Origin of the sequence: Nocardia sp. NPDC050710 (genome assembly GCF_040654375.1) — a bacterium.
GTDB lineage: Bacteria > Actinomycetota > Actinomycetes > Mycobacteriales > Mycobacteriaceae > Nocardia.
This window is the reverse complement of the sequence record NZ_JBFAHV010000005.1, coordinates 255,594-273,238: the sequence shown is the minus strand read 5'-3', so window position 1 is coordinate 273,238 and position 17,645 is coordinate 255,594. Positions and strand designations below refer to the sequence as shown.

Genomic DNA, 17,645 nt, shown 5'->3' with positions numbered 1-17,645 from the left:
GAGCGACCTCCTGATTCGGCTCCCCGGCTACCTCGCCGGGGAGCCGTTTTCGTTCGGCCACCGGATGCCGCGGCTCATGCGGATGCGCCCCGAGCTCACTCGGTTCGGTGCCGGAGCCTGCCGTTGTGGGCGTCCACTTGTGGCCAGGGCAGGACGTCACGGGAGACCGCGCGGGCCGCGGCCGGGTCCTCCGCGTAGACGAGGGTGTGCACAGCGGCGATCACGCGGGCATCGCGGGCGTGCGCGGGGACCTCAGCTCGACAGGCGTTGCGGTGCGGTGTGCTCGGCCGTGCGCAGCACGATCACCGCGACGACCACGGTGGTCGTGGCCGCGACGCATACCGCCGTGGTGATGAGGGCGGGCACGGACCGGGCGAAGGACACCATCAGCGTGACCTCGACGGCGAGCCCCACCCAGGTCACGGCGGCGAGGGCAGTGCGGTCCACCGCGATCGCGGACAGCACCGCGCCCTGCAGCACCGCGAGGATCGCGCCGTGCAGGGCGAACAGCCAGAGCAGACCTTGGATCGGGGCGTAGTCCTCACCCGCGAACAGCGGGGCCAGCGGTGCCGCCACGGCCGCGCCGAGTACGGCGACAATGCCGATCGCGGACAGCACGGCGAGCGCGTCCCGGATGGCGCGTGCCGAATGCGTCGGCTGCGCCATCCGCGGGTACAGCACCACCCCGACCGCCTGCGGCAGCCAGAAGGCGATCTTCGCGGCGATGGTGCCGAGGGCGTAGCGGCTGGCGTCCGCCTCGTCCAACACCATGCGCACCACGATGAGATCGGCCGAGGAAAGCGCCATCAGCGCCGCTTGCACCTGCGCCGCCCGTAGCACCGGCAGCACACCGACGGAGTCGGTGACCGTTACCTCCCGCGTCGGGCGCGATCCGCCGCCCGCGACATAGCGGGCGAACAGCGCGGCCGCCGCCAGACCGGAGGCCGCGGCCCACAGCGCGGCCGCCGCACCACCACCGAGCGCCAGCACCACCAGCGCGGGCGTCACCTTCGCCACCCCGGCCGCGCCGAGCACCACCGCCAAGCCGCGGAACCGGTTATCGCCTTGCAGAATCCCCTGCTCCCCCGAGAGCAGCACCAGTACGGGCGCCGCGCCGAGCGCTGCCGCGCAGGCCGCGACGCTCACATTCAACGCCGCGGTCACCACCGGCAGCAGCACCGCGGCGACACCCGCGACGATCACCGCGCAACGCCACTGCACACCGCGCAATGCCGCCATGCTCGCGCCGCGCACCGACTCCCTGGCCACCACGTTCTGCAATGCCAGCGCGGGCACAGCGCACAGCAGCTGCACCGCGAGCAAACTGGCGAATTCGCTGTACCCGGTCACCCCGAGCCAGCGCCCGGCCAGCAGTTGCAATAGATAACCCGCCACATTGGCGGTCATCGCCCCCGCCGTCACCAACGTCAAATCCGCCACCACAGGAAGACGACGAACCGCAAGCACACCCCATCGTCCCACCTCAGCCGCATCCACCCCGCATCCACCCCGACTCGCCGCATCCACCTCGCTCAGGTGGGACCGAGCCCGTATGTCCCCGACGCGGTATGCGAGCACCCGCACGGCCGGGAGGTGGTTGCGCCTGGGGTGTGGGCGGATGGGCGGGCTGGACGTAGGGTTCTGGTCCGTGGGCGACAGCGGTCTGGGACGACGAGGGCGGTGGACGGGGCTGCTTCCGGCCGCATACAGCGCCGTACTTGTCCTGCTCATCGTGGGGCCGTTGCTCGGATCCGGATATCTGCTGGTGCGGGATGCGGTGAGCACACCGCGCTCGTACCCGACGGATTCGGCGTTCGGGTTGGGTGATGCCGCGCCGCGGGCGGTGCCGCAGGATGCGTTGCTCGCGGTCCTGTCGCCGGTGGTGGACGGCGGGCTACTGGTCAAGGCGATCCTGCTGGTGGCGCTGTGGACCGCCGGATACGGCGCGGCGGTGCTGGCTCGCGCATTGCTGCGGGCGCCGGTCGCCGCGCAGTTGGTGGCCACCACGGTCGCCCTGTGGAATCCGTATGTGGCCGAGCGCCTGCTCCAGGGACATTGGAGCCTGCTGACCGGCTATGCGGCCCTGCCATGGACCGTGCTGGCGGCCTACCGAATCCGAACCGCGACCACCCGGCGCATCGGCGCATGGGGTGCGCTGGCCGGATGCTTCGCCGCGGCCGGGCTCACGCCGACCGGCGCGTTGCTGGCGGGCTGCGTCGCGCTGGTGACGGTGGGATGGCGCCGCATTCCCGGTTCGCTGCTGCTGCTTGCCGCGGCCTCCGCGCCGTGGCTGACGGCGACGGCGCTATCCGGTGCGGGCGCCGAACCCTCCGATCCGGCGGGTATCGCCGCCTTCGCCGCGCGCGCCGAGCCGGGCCTGGGCACCCTGGGCAGCCTGGCCGGGCTCGGCGGGATCTGGAATGCCGACGCCGTACCCGGATCCCGGACCACGCTGCTCGCCCTGCCCGCGACCCTCGTGCTGCTCGCGATCGTCGCGACCGGCATCCGCGCCGTCGCCACCACCCGGGCCGAGGATCGGGGCGGCTTGTACATCCGCCGTGCGCTGTTGGCGCTGGCCGCCGCCGCCATCGCGCTACCCGCCCTGGCCGCGACCTCCGTGGGCATGGAGGTCATGGAGTGGCTGGTGGTTCACGTTCCCGGCGCGGGCCTGCTCCGCGATACCCAGAAGTATGTCGCGCTCGCGATGCCCGCCTACGCGTTGTGCGCCGCGGCCGGATGCCTTGCTGTCGCACGAAGGACCGGCGGACGCCACGCGGAAGTGACTGTCGCATCGGAGATTTCCAGCACCGGCGGGGCAGCGAATTCCACGCCATCGGATAACCGCACCGGCCCCGTCTTGGCCGCAACACTTTTCGTTGTGCTACTGATTCTGCCGCTGCTCGATCTCGCGTGGGGTGCGGGCGGCGCGCTGCGTCCGGTGCACTATCCGATCGGCTGGCAGCGGGTCGCGGAGCGGATCGACGGCCCCGGCGATGTGGCGGTGCTGCCCGGCGGGATGTTCCGCAAATTCCCGTACAGCGGTGGCGCTCCGGTGCTCGATCCCGCGCCGCGAATGCTGCCGCGAGATGTGTTGCAGACCGGTGAGCTGCCGGTCCGTGGCCGTACCGTGGCGGGCGAGGGCACCCGGGCACGCGATGTGGAAAGCACACTGTTGCAGGGCGGTTCGGCGCGGCGACTGGCCGATCTGGGCGTCGGCTGGGTGCTCGTCGAACGTTCCACACCCGGACCACTCGGCGAATCGAAAAAGACTCTCGCACAGCTGGATCCGGTATACGAGGACACCCAACTGGCACTCTATCGAGTTCCGGGCGCTCAGGATCGGTATACCGAATCACAGGGCGCGCATCGATTCATCGCGGCGGCCGCGCATTTGCTGTGGGTCGCGCTACTGATCGGCGGACTACTGGTGGCGGCGGTCGACCGCCCCGAACGGGACGAGCCGTAGCGCGCCGGACACGCACCTGTCGTGCGGTCGCGCATTCGACCACGCGGTCAGCACCTGCGCGCTCGCAGCGGATCCGGTCAGTTGCCTGCGTCGGGTGCGGCGACCAGACCCGACGTATGGGCGCCCCCGGCGACGGCGGCGAGCACCTCGTACACCCCGTTTCCGGTCTGCTCCCACGAGAATTCGCGAGCCCGCGCCCGCGCCTTCTCGCCCATCACGGTGCGGGCCGCGGCGTCGTCGAGCAGCTCGCCCACGGCCTCGGCGAGGTGGGCGGCGTCGTCGACCAGCACGCCGGTGACACCGTCCACAATGGAATCGGTCAGGCCGCGGGAGCTGCGGTAACCGACGGTCGGAACCCCGTGCTGGGCGGCCTCGATCACGGCCAGCCCCCACCCTTCCTTGCGGGAGGGCAGCACATGCACCCAGGCGCGTGACAGCAGTTCGTGTTTGGTGCGCTCGTCCACGTGGCCGTGGAAGGTGACCGCATCGGCGATCTCGAGTTCGCTCGCGTAGGCGCGTAGGTTGTCCGCCCACCAGCCGCCGCCGATGATGTCGAGGTGCAGGCCGGGCACATCGGCCCGCAGCCGGGCGACCGCGGTCAGCGCGTCCTCGATCTGCTTATGGGGCACCAGGCGTGACAGCACCACCACCCGGGGTTCCGGTGTGCGGGTCTGAGCCGCACCGGTGGGAACGTCTGCGGGAACCGGTTCGGCGCCGTTGCGGACCACGGCGATGCGGGACCGGTCCACCCCGAGGGTGGCTAGTTCCTCGGCCGAGGGCAGCGAGACGGTCAGGTACTGGTTCTCGCGGTGCACCCGCGGTGAGAGCCGCGATTCGATCCACCAGCCGATCCGGCCGACCAGCCGCCCGGCGACCGGCCACTGCTCCCGGTGGCCGTGGTGCACCAAAACCACCGACGGTGCGGCGGCGGCGACCGCGGCGAAGAAGGGGATCCCGTTCTGGGTGTCGATCACGGCGTCCGGGCGCACCCCGCGCAACGGGCCGAGGCCGATTCGGCCGAGGGCGATCGCGGCCAGCGCACGCGGGTAGACGGTGAAGCGCCCGCCGCCGCGACTGATGTCGATGCCGTCGACATGTTCGCGCCGGGGCGCGCCGGGATAGCGGGCGGTACGCAGGGTGACCTTGACCCCCCGCGCGGCGAGCTGCGCACCGACCTGCTCCAGGTACCGTTCGCTACCGCCGCCCTGCGGGTGTCCGGTGTCACGCCAGCAGAGCAGGAGGACTTCGCGCACAGTGGAGCTTCTCTCGCCTCGTCGGGTCCCGGCCGGGATATCGGGCTACACACTAACCTGCGCACCCGTCCAGCAAGCGGTCCACCGACACCGATCGGTCGGAAAATGTTGAAATACGCACATTTCACAGTGAATGTCGATAGCCTGCCGCAGTACCGGCCCGGCGCGCGCGGCACCGGGCCGGTCACACGCCCCACCTCCGACGCAGGCTGCGGCGCCACGCCCGGCCTGTGCGAGACTCTGCGCCGTGCCAAGAGGTGAAACAACGCCGCCCGACGCCGCGACGGCCGACCGGCCCACGGCGTCCCGGTTCGCACGCCGCGCGACGCTGCGCCGGTCGTTGCGATTGCTCGGCAGCTTCCGGTTCGAGCAGACCGACCCCGCCCTCTTCTACGGCGGTATCGCCGCCGACAGCGCCGCCATGCTCGGCGACTTCTACCTCGATCTCACCGGCCGCGGACTCGGCGGCGCGACGGTGCTGGATGTGGGTGGCGGCCCCGGCTACTTCGCCGACGAATTCGCGAGTGCCGGTGCCCGATACATTCCGGTGGAACCGGACCCCTCGGAGTTGCACGCGGCAGGACTGGCGACGACGGGCGCGGTGCGCGGCTCCGGCATGGCACTACCCTTCCGCGACAACGCCGTGGATATCTGCTTCTCCTCCAATGTCGCCGAGCACGTCTCGGATCCGTGGCTGATGGCCGACGAGATGGTCCGGGTCACCCGGCCCGGCGGCCTGATCGTGCTGTCGTACACGGTGTGGCACGGCCCGTTCGGCGGCCATGAGACCGGACCATGGCATTACCTGGGCGGGGAGTACGCCGCGCGGCGGTACCGCAGAAAATACGGGCGGGAGCCGAAGAACCGTTTCGGCCGGTCCCTGTTCGCGGTTCGCGCGGCGGACGGTTTGCGGTGGGCGGCGGGCACTTCCGCCGATGTGCGCGCGGTATTCCCGCGCTATCACCCGCACTGGGCCTGGTGGCTGGTCCGGGTGCCCGGGATCAGAGAGCTGCTGGTCAGCAATCTGGTGGTGGTAGCGATCAAGCCGGCGTAGCGCGGCTACCTCTCCAGCCTGCCCCAACGCCAGGCCCGCCGCCCACAGGTATTGGAGACCGGCTCGCCCCACGGAGATTCCTGAATCGCGAGCCCGACGGTTTCCAGCGTGGTGAGCCCGACTAGATCGGCCAGCAAACCGACAACGGCAACGGCCTCGGCGGCCTGCATGGCCGCCGTGGCCTGCTCGATCGTCAGTGTGCGACCCGGCAGGAAGGAAACCACCCACCCGCCGCCACCCACGCTTTTCGCTTGATGCTCGGTCCGATCGCTGGTCATCAGCGACCGGCCGATCACTTGCACCGCCATGATTCGTTCACCCCTGCGGTATCAGATCAATGCAGTAATGGATCAAACAATCGAGCGAGCTGATCAGTCGCTACAGCATCCCCTGTCCAGCAACAGAACGCAATAGTGCGTTCTCGGAAAAGCGAACCGACAGGTTGGAATTCACCCAGTTCAGAGCATTGTCCGGACAGAAAACTGAAACATGTTACAGACAAAAGGGCCATAAAACTGTAACGTGTTCTCATGCGCTACGACAACTTGTTCATCGGCGGCCAGTGGACCGCGCCTACCTCCCCCGAGCGCCTCCAGGTCATCTCTCCCGTCACGGTCGAGCCGGTCGGCAGTGTCCCGGTCGTCGTCCGTGCCGATGTCGATGCCGCGGTTGCCGCCGCCCGCCACGCCTTCGACAACGGGCCGTGGCCGTCCACCCCGCCGGAGGAGCGCGCGGCCGTACTGACCCGCGCCGCCCGCCTGATCGAGGAGCGCTCGGCCGATCTCCTCGCCGCGCTCACCGCGGAAATGGGCGCCCCGCCAATGATCGGCATGACACTCAATCAGATTCCGGCCACCGCGGCGCTCGACGCCTACGCCGGTCTCGCGAAGTCGTTCCCCTGGACCGAGACTCGCACCGGCGTCTTCGGCACCTCGCGGGTCTCCCGCGAGCCGCGCGGCGTCGTGGCCGCGGTCACCGCGTGGAACGTCCCGCTCTTCCTGGCCTGCAACAAGCTCGCCCCGGCGCTGCTCGCGGGCTGCACCATCGTGCTCAAGCCGGCACCACTGACCCCGTTGACCGCCAATATGGTCGCCGACATCTTCACCGAGGCCGGTCTGCCCGAAGGTGTGCTCTCGGTACTGCCCGCCGAGGCCGAGGCGGCCGAATATCTGGTCTCGCACCCCGGCGTGGACAAGGTGACCTTCACCGGCAGTACGGCCGTCGGCCGCAAGATCGGCGCCATCGCCACCGGACAGCTCAAGAGCGTCTCGCTCGAGCTCGGCGGAAAGTCGGCGGCGATCCTGCTGCCGGATATGGATGTCGCGGCGGGCATTCCGGTACTGGCGTTCTCCGGCCTGATGAACAGCGGCCAGGGCTGCGTCGCGCAGACCCGCATCCTGGCCCCGCGCAGCCGCTACGACGAGATCCTCGACGCGCTGGTCGAGCACGTCAAGACGATGAAGGTCGGCGCACCCGACGATCCGGCCGTCCAACTCGGCCCGCTGATCTCGGAGCGTCAGCGCGAGCGCGTCGAAGGCTATATCGCCAAGGGCAAGGCCGAGGGTGCGCGCCTGGTGCTCGGCGGCGGACGGCCCGAAGGACTGGATCGCGGCTGGTTCGTGGAGCCGACGATCTTCGCCGATGTGGACAACAAGTCCACCATCGCGCAGGAGGAGATCTTCGGCCCGGTGCTGTCGGTGATCCCGTACGAGACCGAGGACGAGGCCGTCGCCATCGCCAATGATTCGGTCTACGGCCTGGCAGGCTCGGTCTGGACCACCGATATCGAGCACGGCGCCGAGATCGCGGCGCGGGTGCGCACCGGCACCTACGCGATCAACTGGTACGCGTTCGACCCGACGTCGCCCTTCGGCGGCTACAAGAACTCCGGCCTCGGCCGGGAGAACGGGCCCGAGGGTCTCGACTCGTTCTGTGAGCAGAAGTCGCTGCTCATGCCGCTCGGCTGGACCGGATAGGACCGGCCGCACACAGACACGGCGCATTCGCCCGACCGGATGCGCCGGGAACCGGCTCGGGGCGACGAGACCCCACAGGCTCGTCGCCCCGGCGCCGACTCATCCGGTGGACATCACCACACGGAGTACCGCCTTGGGAAAGCCGACCGGCTCGGTCGGTATGGTCGCGATCTCGACCAGCCAGCCCGGGGGAAGTGCGGCCTGCAACTGGCCGGCGGCGCGCTGCAACGGCGTACTCGCGACGGCCGATTCGACATCGGTCACCCCGGGGTCGTCCGACGCGTCGAACTCCGGCTCGGTCATGCTCCAACCACCTCTCACGCGCCGTCGCGGATCGTGGATGTCACGGGCCGCGGTGTCGATAGGGGAAGCAGTTCAGCCGATGGCTCACAGACAGCAACCGGACTGTACGGTTGTGATGCGCTGAATGCGGGTAAGCATAGGGCACGTACGCGCAGGCCGTGCACAGCATCCACAACCCGACGCGAGCCCGACCGGTGGATAGTGTCGCGCCGCCGCGAAAGCTATTGCCGGACAACAGTTATCCCTGCATAGGCCGGGCGGTTCGATCGTTGCGCGATGGGCCTTCAGCCTCGAAAGAACCACTGACGCAGGGGAGATCGGCATCATCGATTGCGTCGATATACCTCACTCGGGAGGTCGGGCGCGGCGCCGACCCGCTGCCTCCCTACGGCGACTCAGCGACGAAGTGATCGGCGATAACCCGCGGGCGTCGTCCCCGTCGCCGCACGCAGATGCGCCCGCAGCGCGGTGACACTACCGAATCCCGCCTGTATCGCGACAACATCCACCGGCAGATCGGTATCTTCCAGCAACTGCCTGGCACGCGCCGTACGCTGCGCCTCCAGCCAGCGCCGCGGCGTGGTGCCGACCTCGGCCTTGAAGCGGCGGATGAGGGTGCGTTCACTCATCAACGCATGCCCGGCCAATGACGAAACATCCCGCACCGCAGCGGGATTCGCTGCCGCCCAGGCCATAGTGGCGGCGAGTGCGCCCGGGAAATCGTTGTGGCCGAACGCATCCGGGATGTACTGCGCTTGACCGCCCTCACGATGCGGCGATGTCACGTTCCAGCGGGCCAACTCCGCGGCCGCACCCGCGCTCAGCTCCCTGCGCACCACGTGCAGGCAGAGATCGAAGGCCGCCGACAACCCCGCCGAGGTGAGTACGCTGCCGTCATCGATGTACAGCGCCGACGGGTCCAGCTTCACCTCGGGATACATGGCCGCGAACTCGTCGCAATATGCCCAGTGAGTGGTGGCGGGCCGACCGTCCAACAGTCCGGCCTGCGCCAGCACGAAGGCGCCGACGCAGAGGCTCACCATGGTCGTGCCGCGCGCCGCGGCCGCCCGCAGCGCCTCCAGCACCTCGGGCGCCGTCGGCAGAGTGGGCAGTCCGATACCGGGCACCACCACGATATCGGCCGTTTCCAGCGCTTCCAGCCCGTGCTCGACCCGCAGTTCGAAACCGTTCGGCGTCCACACCGGGCCCGGGCGCACCCCGCAGGTCCGCATCTCGAAACCCGTCGGCACACCGGTTTTATCCGGGCCATGCCGGAACGCCTGCACCGCGCAGGCCAGGTCGAAGGTCATGACGCCATCCAGCGCGAGTGCGGCAACCTGCTTCACCCGACCAGCTTGGCATGAATCCGAGCTATGCATAGACTTCCGCCACCAGGCACGGGACGCGGGGGTCTACGCCTGGAGCCCGGTCAGGATGATGCGTAGGCCGACACGGAACTCGACCTCGGGAGGAGTACAGCCTGACCGAAGGGGCGAGAGTTACTGGGCGAGTTGATTGTTGATCTCGATTCGGGTATGCCGCGTATAGTGCTGACATGGCCGGTACCGATCAGATCCTGGTACGAACAGGTAAAGCCCGCGACGAGATCGAGGACCTCGGCCATAGCGTTGCCGCACTGATTCGGCAGGTGCGGCGGATCGCTCGGCTCAGCGCCCGGTCGATGCTCTTGTGGAGCGCGGTTTTCGCGCTGACCACAACCTTCGTGGCGCTTGCCTCGCCCGCCTCGGCCGAACCGGTCAGCACCTGGCTCTGCCGCCCCGGTCAGGCCGGTGACCCCTGCGGCGGCGGCTCGGGCGCGCCGATCGATTGCTTCTATGTGTATCCCACCGCTTCGCTGCAACAGTCCACGAACGCGAACTTCGATGCTTCGCCCGAGCTGCGCGCGGTTGCCTCGACGCAGGCGGGACCCTTCGGCGTCAACTGCAATGTGTGGGCGCCGGTATACCGGCAAGTGACGGTACGTGCGCTGTTCAACGGGACGGCACAGGAACGCAGTGCGGGAAGCGATCTCGCCTACCAGGACGTCGAACGCGCCTGGGACGACTACCTCACTCACCACAACAACGGACGCGGCGTAGTGCTCCTCGGTCACTCCCAGGGCAGCGCGATGCTGCGGATACTGATCCGCAATCGGATCGAAGGGAAACCAGTACAGTCACAACTGGTTTCGGCGCTCCTGATCGGTAACAACATCCTGGTCCCGAAGGGTGCGACGGTCGGCGGCGACTTCTCCTCCGTGCCCGCATGCACCGATCAGGCACAGACCGGGTGTGTCATCGCCTACGAGTCCTTCTCGGAAACACCGCCGCCGGACACCCGCTTCGGCCTGTCGCCACAGGTACCGGGCGGCTCGGCCATCCGCGGGGACCTGCCGTTCGGGCCCGAGTACGAGGTGCTGTGCACCAACCCGGCATCGTTGCGCGACAACGACGACGCCCCGATCCACGGCATTGTCGAGGGCCGTGAAGTGGATCGGTTCCGTGCCCGGTGCACCGGCGGCGATGGACCGCATGTTCTCATGGTCGAGGGCCCGGGCGCCGAGCTCCTGCCCACTCTTCCGAACAAGACCTGGGGTCTGCACCTACTCGATATCAACCTCGCGCAGCGAGATCTGGTGAACTTGGTCGGTACGCAGAGCGCGGCGTACCGCCGCTGACGTTCTCGCACCCGAGTGAGTTTTGATCTTCGAACTCCTCGCCCACATCACCTGACCGGCACCAGCGAAAATGCTTGTACCGCGGCATGCTGTGTCACGCCCATAAAACCGCCTGGTCGTAGGTCATGCTTCCGTCGAGCGCGAGTGCGACACCTGCTTCACCGGACCAATTTGGCGCGAATCCGAGCATTGCTGGCATTTCCGCCACTCGTCCGCCGCCGCCTCGCGCGCTTCACTCGATTCGATAAGCCGAGACACAGAGGAGAACAGCGTGGGTGCCCCCGCAGGAATCGATTGGGAATGGGCGACTCGGACCGGCGGTGCGCTCACCGGACACCAGCGCAGGCAGCTAGCGGCCGAACTCGCCCGCGCCGTGCCCGCACTGCTGGCGGGTCAGGCCAAGCGCGCCATCGGCAGGCGCGGCAGCGGGCGATTGGAATTCGCGGGCCTGCGGATTCCCGACTCCGCGCTGGCCCGCGCGGCCGAACTCGAAGCACGCGAATCCCTGTCGATCCACATGCTGGAGCATTCGTATCGGACCTACTTCTTCGGCCGGGTACTGGCCGATATCGACAACGCGCGCTACGACGACGAACTGGTCTATGTGGCCTGTCTGCTGCACGACTTGCAGCTCGAACACCCCACGCCGGGACGCTGTTTCGCGGTGGCGGGCGGCGAGCGCGCCGCGGAGTTCGCGGTCCGCGTCGGCGCCGCTCCGGAGCGCGCCGAGGCCATCGGCGCGGCCATTGCCGCGCACATCACCCCCGGCGTCGCCGAGGATCTGAGCGATCCCGGCGGATTCGTCTCCGCGGGTGCGTCGGTCGACGTGATCGGCGCCCGCATCGGCGAATTGGACGCGGCCTGGGTCGACGAACTACTGGCCCGCCACCCCCGGCACGACGCCAAACGGCACCTCATCGCCGCCTTCCGGGCCGAGGCCGCGGCGGTGCCGCAGGGCCGGTCCAAGCTGCTGGTCAGCGCGGGCTTCAACCAGATGATCCGGTTCGCGCCGTTCGCGGAGTAGGCGTCAGGCCCGACCGAATACGCGACGACTCCCCGTAACGAACGAAACCGCCCGCACCGAACAGGTGCGGGCGGTTTCATCGTTTCTGGTGGTTACGCCAGACGCTGCTTGAGCGCCTCGAACTCGTCGCGCACGCCCGAGGGCAGCTTGTCGCCGACGAACTCGAACCACTCCTCGATCAGCGGAATCTCCTTGCGCCACTCGTCCGCGTCGACCTTCAGCGCCTCGTCGACATCATCGGCGTCGACCTTCAGGCCCTCGAGATCCAGCTGCGCGGCGGTCGGCACATTGCCGATCGCGGTGGCCTCGGCCTGCGCCGAACCGTCGATGCGGCCGACGATCCACTCCAGCACGCGGGAGTTCTCGCCGAATCCGGGCCACAGGAAGCGGCCGTCGGCGCCGCGCCGGAACCAGTTGACGTAGAAGATCTTCGGCAGCTTGTTCGCATCGGCGTTCTTGCCGACATTGATCCAGTGGTTCAGGTAATCACCGACGTGGTAGCCCATGAACGGCAGCATCGCCATCGGGTCGCGGCGCACGGTGCCGACCTTGCCCTCGGCGGCGGCGGTCTGCTCGGAGGACAGGGTGGCGCCCATGAACACGCCGTGCTGCCAGTCGAAGGACTCGGTCACCAGCGGGACCGTGGTCTTGCGGCGGCCGCCGAACAGGATCGCCGAGATCGGCACACCCTGCGGGTCGTCCCACTCGGGGGCCAGGATCGGGCACTGCGACATCGGCGTGCAGTACCGCGAGTTCGGGTGCGCGGCCAGCGTCTCGGTCTCCCGGAGGTGCCAGTCGTTGCCCTTCCAGTCGATCAGATGATCGGGCTCGCCCTCCAGGCCCTCCCACCACACGTCGTTGTGGTCGGTCAGCGCGACATTGGTGTAGACGGTGTTGCCCGCGTGCATGGTGGCCATGGCATTCGGGTTGGAGCTGTTGTTCGTACCCGGTGCGACACCGAAGAAGCCGAATTCCGGGTTCACGGCGTACAGGCGGCCGTCCTTGCCGAAGCGCATCCAGGCGATGTCGTCGCCCAGGGTCTCGGCGCGCCAGCCCGGCACGGTCGGCTGGATCATCGCAAGGTTGGTCTTACCGCAGGCACTCGGGAACGCCGCGGCGATGTAGTAGGCCTTGTTCTCGGGGGAGATCAGCTTGAGGATCAGCATGTGCTCGGCCAGCCAGCCCTCGTCGTGGGCCATGGCCGAGGCGATGCGTAGGGAGTAGCACTTCTTGCCGAGCAGCGCGTTGCCGCCATAGCCCGAGCCGTAGGACCAGATCTCGCGGTCCTCGGGGAAGTGGGTGATGTACTTGGTGTCGTTGCACGGCCACGGCACATCGGCCTGGCCCTCGGCCAGCGGCGCGCCCACGGAGTGCAGCGCCTTCACGAACGGGCGGTCGGTGCCCAGCTTCTCCAGCGCGGCCGCGCCCATGCGGGTCATCACGCGCATGGAGACGACGACGTATTCCGAGTCGGTGATCTCGACACCCAGCTTGGGGTCCTCGGCACCGAGCGGGCCCATGCAGAACGGCACCACGTACATGGTGCGGCCCTTCATCGAGCCGCGGTACAGCTCGGTCATGGTGGCGCGCATCTCGGTGGGGTCGACCCAGTTGTTGGTCGGACCGGCGTCGGCCTCGGTCTTGGAACAGATGTAGGTGCGGGATTCGACACGCGCCACATCGGAGGGATCGGAGAGGGCCAGGAAGGAGTTCGGCTTCTTCTTCTCGTCGAGGCGCTTGAAGGTGCCCGCCTCGACCAGCTGGTTGGTGAGCCGCTCCCACTCCGCGTCGGAACCGTCCGCCCAGACCACTCGCTCCGGCTGAGTGAGTTCTGCGACTTCCTGTACCCAGGCGAGTAGTTCGCTGTGCTCGGTCGGCGCTTTGCCGTCGGATCCACGAAGACCAGGAATGGTCGCTGAGGTCATGAAAACTCTCCTGAGATGGGCGGTACTTCGATGCTTCGCCGCCTGGCCCAAGGCCCATGACCAGCGCGAACACACCAAGCGCCACCGTTGGCGGGAAGGCACCCGCTACGACCAGTCGAAAGCGCGCCCCGGCTGGACGGCGTACAAGGACGAAGCGGACGCCCAGGTTCCTGCTTAGAGGTTAACGCGGTATGACGACCAGTACGGAATCGGGTACTTATCAAATACCCATCGAGTTACCAATCCAACAAATTAGATGTACCGATCGATGGTGGCGATATCGCGCTCGCAGGCGGCGAGTTGCCCCGGTTGCTCCGCCGCTGCTCGGCGGATCCGCGCCTCCAATTCGGCCACCCGTCGATCGGTGTCGATGATCCGGGTCGCACTCGCGCGGACCACGCGATCGGCCAGCTCGGTTTCCGCTTCGACGACCGCGGTCGCCACCCGCTGCTCCAGCTGGGCCTTGACATTCACCAACGCGTCGGACACCCACTGGCGCACGTGCGCACGGTCGGCAACCTGCCTGCGGGCCCTGACCACCCACCACGCGACGCAGGCGCCGAGCAGCAGCGTGACCGGGATGCTGGCGACGTCCAAAGCGGGCACCAGCGCCAGCGGCGACACGAGCAGCCGACCGAGGCCGACGCCCGCCGACGCGCCCAGCGCGATCATAAGGTGATCTTCGACACCTCTGTGCCGGGGTTCGGGGTCCGGACCCACCCGCGGCGCCGGATCACGCCTGCGATGCGCGGACGCCACATCCCCGGAATCGACCCCGTCCAACCGGGTGGCGAGCTCGGCCAGTCTGCGGTCGATGCCGTGGTCGACGACGACGGTCAGCTCGCTCACCGCCTGCTGCAACCGATCCGGGTAGTCGCCGAGATCGGCGGGGCGCAGCCGATCCAGTTCGGTCCGGGCCGCCACGTGCAGCGCCCGGACCTGGCCGCCGACCTCGGTCATCAGATCCACCCTGGCCAGATGCAATTGACCCCGCAGGGTCGACATCGCGGTGGCGCGTCCGCCGTCCCGTCCCGCGAGCAGGGTGGCCCGCTCCTCGCGCCAGCGAGCGGGCTCCGCGCCGGAACGCAGCGTCGCCACCTGCGCCACGATGCGCTCGCGCGTTTCGGCCAGCACCCGCGCGGTGAGGGCGGCCAACCTGCCGTCCCCCGCATCCACCGCGCCCGCGGCGGACGCCGTCAGCTCGGCGTGCAACGCGGTGAGCCCGGAGCGATCGAGCAGCGCGGCATCACCGCCCGTCCTGGCCGCCGCCGCCAGCCGCGCCGAAACCGGGACGATATCCAGGTCGGCGCCACCCTGGGCGGCCAGTAATTCGAGATTGTGCGCACGGACCGAACGCCAGTCGCCGTAGGCGTGGATGCCGTTCATGGCGAGCAGGATTCTGATGCCATCGGCCCGTAACCTGCGCACCAATCGCAGGGTGTCGGTGCCGAGGGTGCTGCCCGCGTCGAGCAGGATCAGCGCGACCGCCGCGGGCGCGCCACCGGTGGGCAGGGTGGATTCGACGGCCGCGCCCACCTCACTCATCGGCTCGGTGAGATCGATGCGCGGCTCGAAACGGGCCAGCTCCGTGCGCAGCAGCGTGGTGTTGGCGTCATCCGGCCCGATCAGCGCCACCCTCGACGCGGCCACCGCACTACGCACCGCCTTCAACAGTGCCGTGCCCTGCGGGTTCCACCGCGCTACCACTGCCTCGAGCTCCGGCGGCACATCGCCCGATCCGGGCCCCGCCGATCCGACCGACCGCGCGCCGGGCGGCATTCCGAGTTCCGTCGCCCGGCCCGGATCGGGCTGGTCAGAGCCCGGCACTGCTCATCCGCTCCCACAGTCGGATATAGCCGTTGTGCACGCGTAGCGCGGCGCGGCGGGCGACGGGTGACATATCGCTGGAGACGACGGCGCGCCAGCGCGCGGCCCGGTGCAGCGCGTCGTCGGCGTCGGCGGGGGCCGGTGACGGGTAGCCCGCGGCCAGATGTGCGACGGAGGGGTTGGCCAGACCGGCGCACAGCCCCAGCCACATGGCGTCGTCGCCGTAGAGGTAGTCCTCGAGCACGTCGCGGGCATGCCCGCCGGCGCCGGGGACGGCGCGGGCCGCGAGGCGCGCCAGTTCGTCGAGCAGTTCGCCGCCGCGCAGCGCCGAGACCTGCTCGTAGCGGCGGTGCAGCAGTCGGTGCAACGGATCGATGCCGCTGACGGCGTGCAGCAGTTGCAGAATGGCGTGCGGGCCGATGTCGGGGTCGCTGCGCAGCGCGCTCAGCGCGCAGGTGACGCCGTAGAGATCCCAACGGTGCAGCAAGGCTTCGCGTTCGGCGACATCCGGCCCGGCCGCAGCCGAGACGAACAGATCCGGAGACAGCGTCAGCGATAGGTCGGCGGTGGCCGCGAGTCTGCGCAGCGTCGCCATATCGTCGTCGGTCACCGCGCCCGCCCGGGTCCGCACGGCCAGCGACGCCACCACCGGGAGCGTGAGAATGCCGAGCTCCCTGCTGTATTGATCGGCGGCGACGACCGCGTCACCCCACCGGGAGCCGATCGCATCGGCCTTGTTCAACACCACCACGGTGTGCTCCGGCGCCAGTGTGGCCAGCACTCGACGGTCAGCGGGCAGCGGCGCACCGGAGAGCACGTAGACGACGATGTCGGCATCGAGTTCCGGATCGGGCGTCCCCGGCTCGTCCACCGGCCCGGTCTCCGCGGCCGACATCAGCGCGAGCGCGTGCAGCACGGTGGTGCGGCCCGCGTGCGCACGCCCGGTCACCTGGATCCGCGGCGGTCTGCGCCACGCATTCACCGCGACGCTGGCGTGGTAACCGATCTGGGTATCCGACCCCGCCGCCCCTCGCAGATCGGCAAGTAGTCGGTCCAGCTGATCCTGTTCACGCGTCGGCACGCCGCGTTCCCGCATCCGGCCATTGAATTCGGTAGCTGTCGACATAGCTCATACCCCCTTCTCGCTGCGCAATTCTGTCAGACGCCGGGCCCGCATACGCGTTCACCGCGAGTGCCCGGGCAAAGGCAATGGCGGGCCCTGGTCAACTCGACGTCCCCGCGCCGGCCCCGCCGCCGCTGAAGAATTTGTTCGCGGTGCGGACCGCCCAGCTCGGGGCGTATTTGGCGGCGAGTGCCAATGCCTTGGCCTGAATGCCGATCTCGTAGTGGACCTTCGGCAGGCGGCCACGTTTGCGGGTCACATCCCAGATCCCCGCGGCCACCTCCGCCGCGGTGAGCCGCACGCCGAGCGACTTGGTCGAGGCGGTCTGCACGCCGTCCACCATCGCGGTCGCGACGAATAGCGGCCATACCGCGATGACCCGGATATCGTGCCGCTCCCACTCCAGATCCAGTGCCTCCGTGAGGCTTTTGATCGCGGATTTGGTCGCGCCATAGGTGGCGAGTTCGGGTTGGCCGTAGATCGCCGACGCCGAGCAGAGATTCACCACCTGGGCGCCCGGGGTATCCCGGAGATAGCGGAAGGCCTCGTGCGTACCCGCTATAACTCCGCCCAGATTCACATCGACGATGGCCTGATGGGCGGTGGGTTCGATCTCCTCGAAGGCGCCCGCGCGCAGGATTCCCGCATTGTTGATCAGGATGTCGAGTCGCCCGGTCGCGCCGTGGAAGTCCGTGAGGCGCTCGGCCCACTGCGTGGCGTTGGTCACATCGAGCACCCCCGTACGAACCGTGCCACCGGCATTCGTGATGTCCGCGGCGAGCCTGGTCAACCCCACTTCATCGATGTCGTAGGCACCGACGTGATACCCGTGCGCAGCGAAAAGCACTGCCGTCGCCCGGCCGATGCCGGCTGCCGCACCGGTGATGAACACCGTCGGTGAGCTCATGCGGGGCAGTCTAGTGGCGGCGTCCAGCCCTATAACCGGGGTTCACAGACATATCGCACTTCATTTACGCTGCTCAGACGGTCGGCACCAGTGTCGGTGCGCAGCTTCGC

At 68.8% G+C, this 17,645-nt stretch carries 15 protein-coding genes and 1 pseudogene; 6 read left to right on the top strand and 10 right to left on the bottom strand.

Annotation, left to right across the window (positions count from 1 at the left end):
* Positions 1 to 79 precede the first annotated feature (79 nt).
* Together AB0H61_RS13145 and AB0H61_RS13140 are read right to left on the bottom strand one after the other, a co-directional pair.
* Positions 80 to 224, bottom strand: a pseudogene (locus AB0H61_RS13145) (VOC family protein); the annotation flags it as partial.
* Between the two features lie 28 nt (positions 225 to 252).
* On the bottom strand, positions 253 to 1,407 hold the full coding sequence (locus tag AB0H61_RS13140; RefSeq protein WP_357303208.1) for a polysaccharide biosynthesis protein: 1,155 nt from the start codon (positions 1,405 to 1,407) through the stop codon (positions 253 to 255).
* A 241-nt stretch (positions 1,408 to 1,648) separates the two neighbouring features.
* Here AB0H61_RS13140 and AB0H61_RS13135 point away from each other — a divergent pair, with 241 nt between their 5' ends.
* Entirely contained in the window at positions 1,649 to 3,466 is a 1,818-nt protein-coding gene (locus AB0H61_RS13135; RefSeq protein WP_357302950.1) for a hypothetical protein, read from the top strand.
* Positions 3,467 to 3,543: 77 nt separating this feature from the next.
* Here the strand turns inward: AB0H61_RS13135 and AB0H61_RS13130 are convergent, their stop codons facing one another.
* Positions 3,544 to 4,719 carry a glycosyltransferase family 4 protein gene (locus tag AB0H61_RS13130; RefSeq protein ID WP_357302947.1) on the bottom strand — a complete coding sequence of 392 codons (1,176 nt, stop codon included), beginning with the start codon at positions 4,717 to 4,719 and terminating at the stop codon, positions 3,544 to 3,546.
* A gap of 247 nt (positions 4,720 to 4,966) precedes the next feature.
* On the opposite strand from AB0H61_RS13130, the gene AB0H61_RS13125 reads away from it, so the two are divergent.
* The gene (locus AB0H61_RS13125) at positions 4,967 to 5,773 is read left to right on the top strand and encodes a methyltransferase domain-containing protein (RefSeq protein ID WP_357302944.1); all 807 of its coding nucleotides are present in this window, start codon (positions 4,967 to 4,969) and stop codon (positions 5,771 to 5,773) included.
* Positions 5,774 to 5,778: 5 nt separating this feature from the next.
* Here the strand turns inward: AB0H61_RS13125 and AB0H61_RS13120 are convergent, their stop codons facing one another.
* A complete protein-coding gene (locus AB0H61_RS13120) occupies positions 5,779 to 6,081 on the bottom strand; it encodes a hypothetical protein (RefSeq protein ID WP_357302941.1) in 303 nt (100 codons plus the stop codon).
* Between the two features lie 222 nt (positions 6,082 to 6,303).
* On the opposite strand from AB0H61_RS13120, the gene AB0H61_RS13115 reads away from it, so the two are divergent.
* Complete coding sequence (locus tag AB0H61_RS13115) at positions 6,304 to 7,749, top strand: aldehyde dehydrogenase (protein WP_357302938.1); 1,446 nt, start codon at positions 6,304 to 6,306, stop codon at positions 7,747 to 7,749.
* 99 nt (positions 7,750 to 7,848) lie between these two features.
* On the opposite strand, the gene AB0H61_RS13110 is transcribed toward AB0H61_RS13115, so the two are convergent.
* Both AB0H61_RS13110 and AB0H61_RS13105 read right to left on the bottom strand, forming a co-directional pair.
* A complete protein-coding gene (locus AB0H61_RS13110; protein ID WP_357302935.1) occupies positions 7,849 to 8,052 on the bottom strand; it encodes a hypothetical protein in 204 nt (67 codons plus the stop codon).
* 395 nt (positions 8,053 to 8,447) lie between these two features.
* A complete protein-coding gene (locus tag AB0H61_RS13105; RefSeq protein WP_357302933.1) occupies positions 8,448 to 9,431 on the bottom strand; it encodes a helix-turn-helix domain-containing protein in 984 nt (327 codons plus the stop codon).
* Between the two features lie 176 nt (positions 9,432 to 9,607).
* Here AB0H61_RS13105 and AB0H61_RS13100 point away from each other — a divergent pair, with 176 nt between their 5' ends.
* Positions 9,608 to 10,729, top strand: coding sequence for a DUF3089 domain-containing protein (locus tag AB0H61_RS13100; RefSeq protein WP_357302931.1), 1,122 nt, complete (start codon positions 9,608 to 9,610; stop codon positions 10,727 to 10,729).
* 271 nt (positions 10,730 to 11,000) lie between these two features.
* Complete coding sequence (locus AB0H61_RS13095) at positions 11,001 to 11,753, top strand: HD domain-containing protein (protein ID WP_357302928.1); 753 nt, start codon at positions 11,001 to 11,003, stop codon at positions 11,751 to 11,753.
* A gap of 92 nt (positions 11,754 to 11,845) precedes the next feature.
* Here the strand turns inward: AB0H61_RS13095 and AB0H61_RS13090 are convergent, their stop codons facing one another.
* Positions 11,846 to 13,678: a phosphoenolpyruvate carboxykinase (GTP) gene (locus AB0H61_RS13090; protein ID WP_357302927.1), complete on the bottom strand. Its 1,833-nt coding sequence runs from the start codon at positions 13,676 to 13,678 to the stop codon at positions 11,846 to 11,848.
* On the opposite strand from AB0H61_RS13090, the gene AB0H61_RS13085 reads away from it, so the two are divergent.
* A complete protein-coding gene (locus AB0H61_RS13085; protein ID WP_357302924.1) occupies positions 13,677 to 13,856 on the top strand; it encodes a hypothetical protein in 180 nt (59 codons plus the stop codon). The genes AB0H61_RS13090 and AB0H61_RS13085 overlap by 2 nt on opposite strands.
* 74 nt (positions 13,857 to 13,930) lie before the next feature.
* Here AB0H61_RS13085 and AB0H61_RS13080 read toward each other — a convergent pair whose 3' ends face one another.
* The 3 genes from AB0H61_RS13080 to AB0H61_RS13070 all read right to left on the bottom strand — a co-directional run bounded on the left by AB0H61_RS13080 (position 13,931) and on the right by AB0H61_RS13070 (position 17,535).
* Entirely contained in the window at positions 13,931 to 15,505 is a 1,575-nt protein-coding gene (locus AB0H61_RS13080; protein ID WP_357302921.1) for a hypothetical protein, read from the bottom strand.
* A complete protein-coding gene (locus tag AB0H61_RS13075) occupies positions 15,492 to 16,631 on the bottom strand; it encodes a hypothetical protein (protein WP_357302919.1) in 1,140 nt (379 codons plus the stop codon). Before AB0H61_RS13075 ends, AB0H61_RS13080 begins: the two co-directional genes overlap by 14 nt.
* Positions 16,632 to 16,728: 97 nt before the next feature.
* Positions 16,729 to 17,535 (bottom strand): SDR family oxidoreductase, encoded by an 807-nt coding sequence (locus tag AB0H61_RS13070; RefSeq protein ID WP_357302916.1) that lies wholly within the window; start codon positions 17,533 to 17,535, stop codon positions 16,729 to 16,731.
* Between the last annotated feature and the right edge of the window lie 110 nt (positions 17,536 to 17,645).

Coding starts and splice junctions, on each gene's coding strand:
- AB0H61_RS13105 (WP_357302933.1), bottom strand. CDS start 9,431: ATGCATAGCTCGGATTCATGCCAAGCTGGTCGGGTGAAGCAGGTTGCC.
- AB0H61_RS13100 (WP_357302931.1), top strand. CDS start 9,608: ATGGCCGGTACCGATCAGATCCTGGTACGAACAGGTAAAGCCCGCGAC.
- AB0H61_RS13070 (WP_357302916.1), bottom strand. CDS start 17,535: ATGAGCTCACCGACGGTGTTCATCACCGGTGCGGCAGCCGGCATCGGC.
- AB0H61_RS13085 (WP_357302924.1), top strand. CDS start 13,677: ATGAAAACTCTCCTGAGATGGGCGGTACTTCGATGCTTCGCCGCCTGG.
- AB0H61_RS13075 (WP_357302919.1), bottom strand. CDS start 16,631: ATGTCGACAGCTACCGAATTCAATGGCCGGATGCGGGAACGCGGCGTG.
- AB0H61_RS13120 (WP_357302941.1), bottom strand. CDS start 6,081: ATGGCGGTGCAAGTGATCGGCCGGTCGCTGATGACCAGCGATCGGACC.
- AB0H61_RS13140 (WP_357303208.1), bottom strand. CDS start 1,407: ATGACCGCCAATGTGGCGGGTTATCTATTGCAACTGCTGGCCGGGCGC.
- AB0H61_RS13115 (WP_357302938.1), top strand. CDS start 6,304: ATGCGCTACGACAACTTGTTCATCGGCGGCCAGTGGACCGCGCCTACC.
- AB0H61_RS13110 (WP_357302935.1), bottom strand. CDS start 8,052: ATGACCGAGCCGGAGTTCGACGCGTCGGACGACCCCGGGGTGACCGAT.
- AB0H61_RS13090 (WP_357302927.1), bottom strand. CDS start 13,678: ATGACCTCAGCGACCATTCCTGGTCTTCGTGGATCCGACGGCAAAGCG.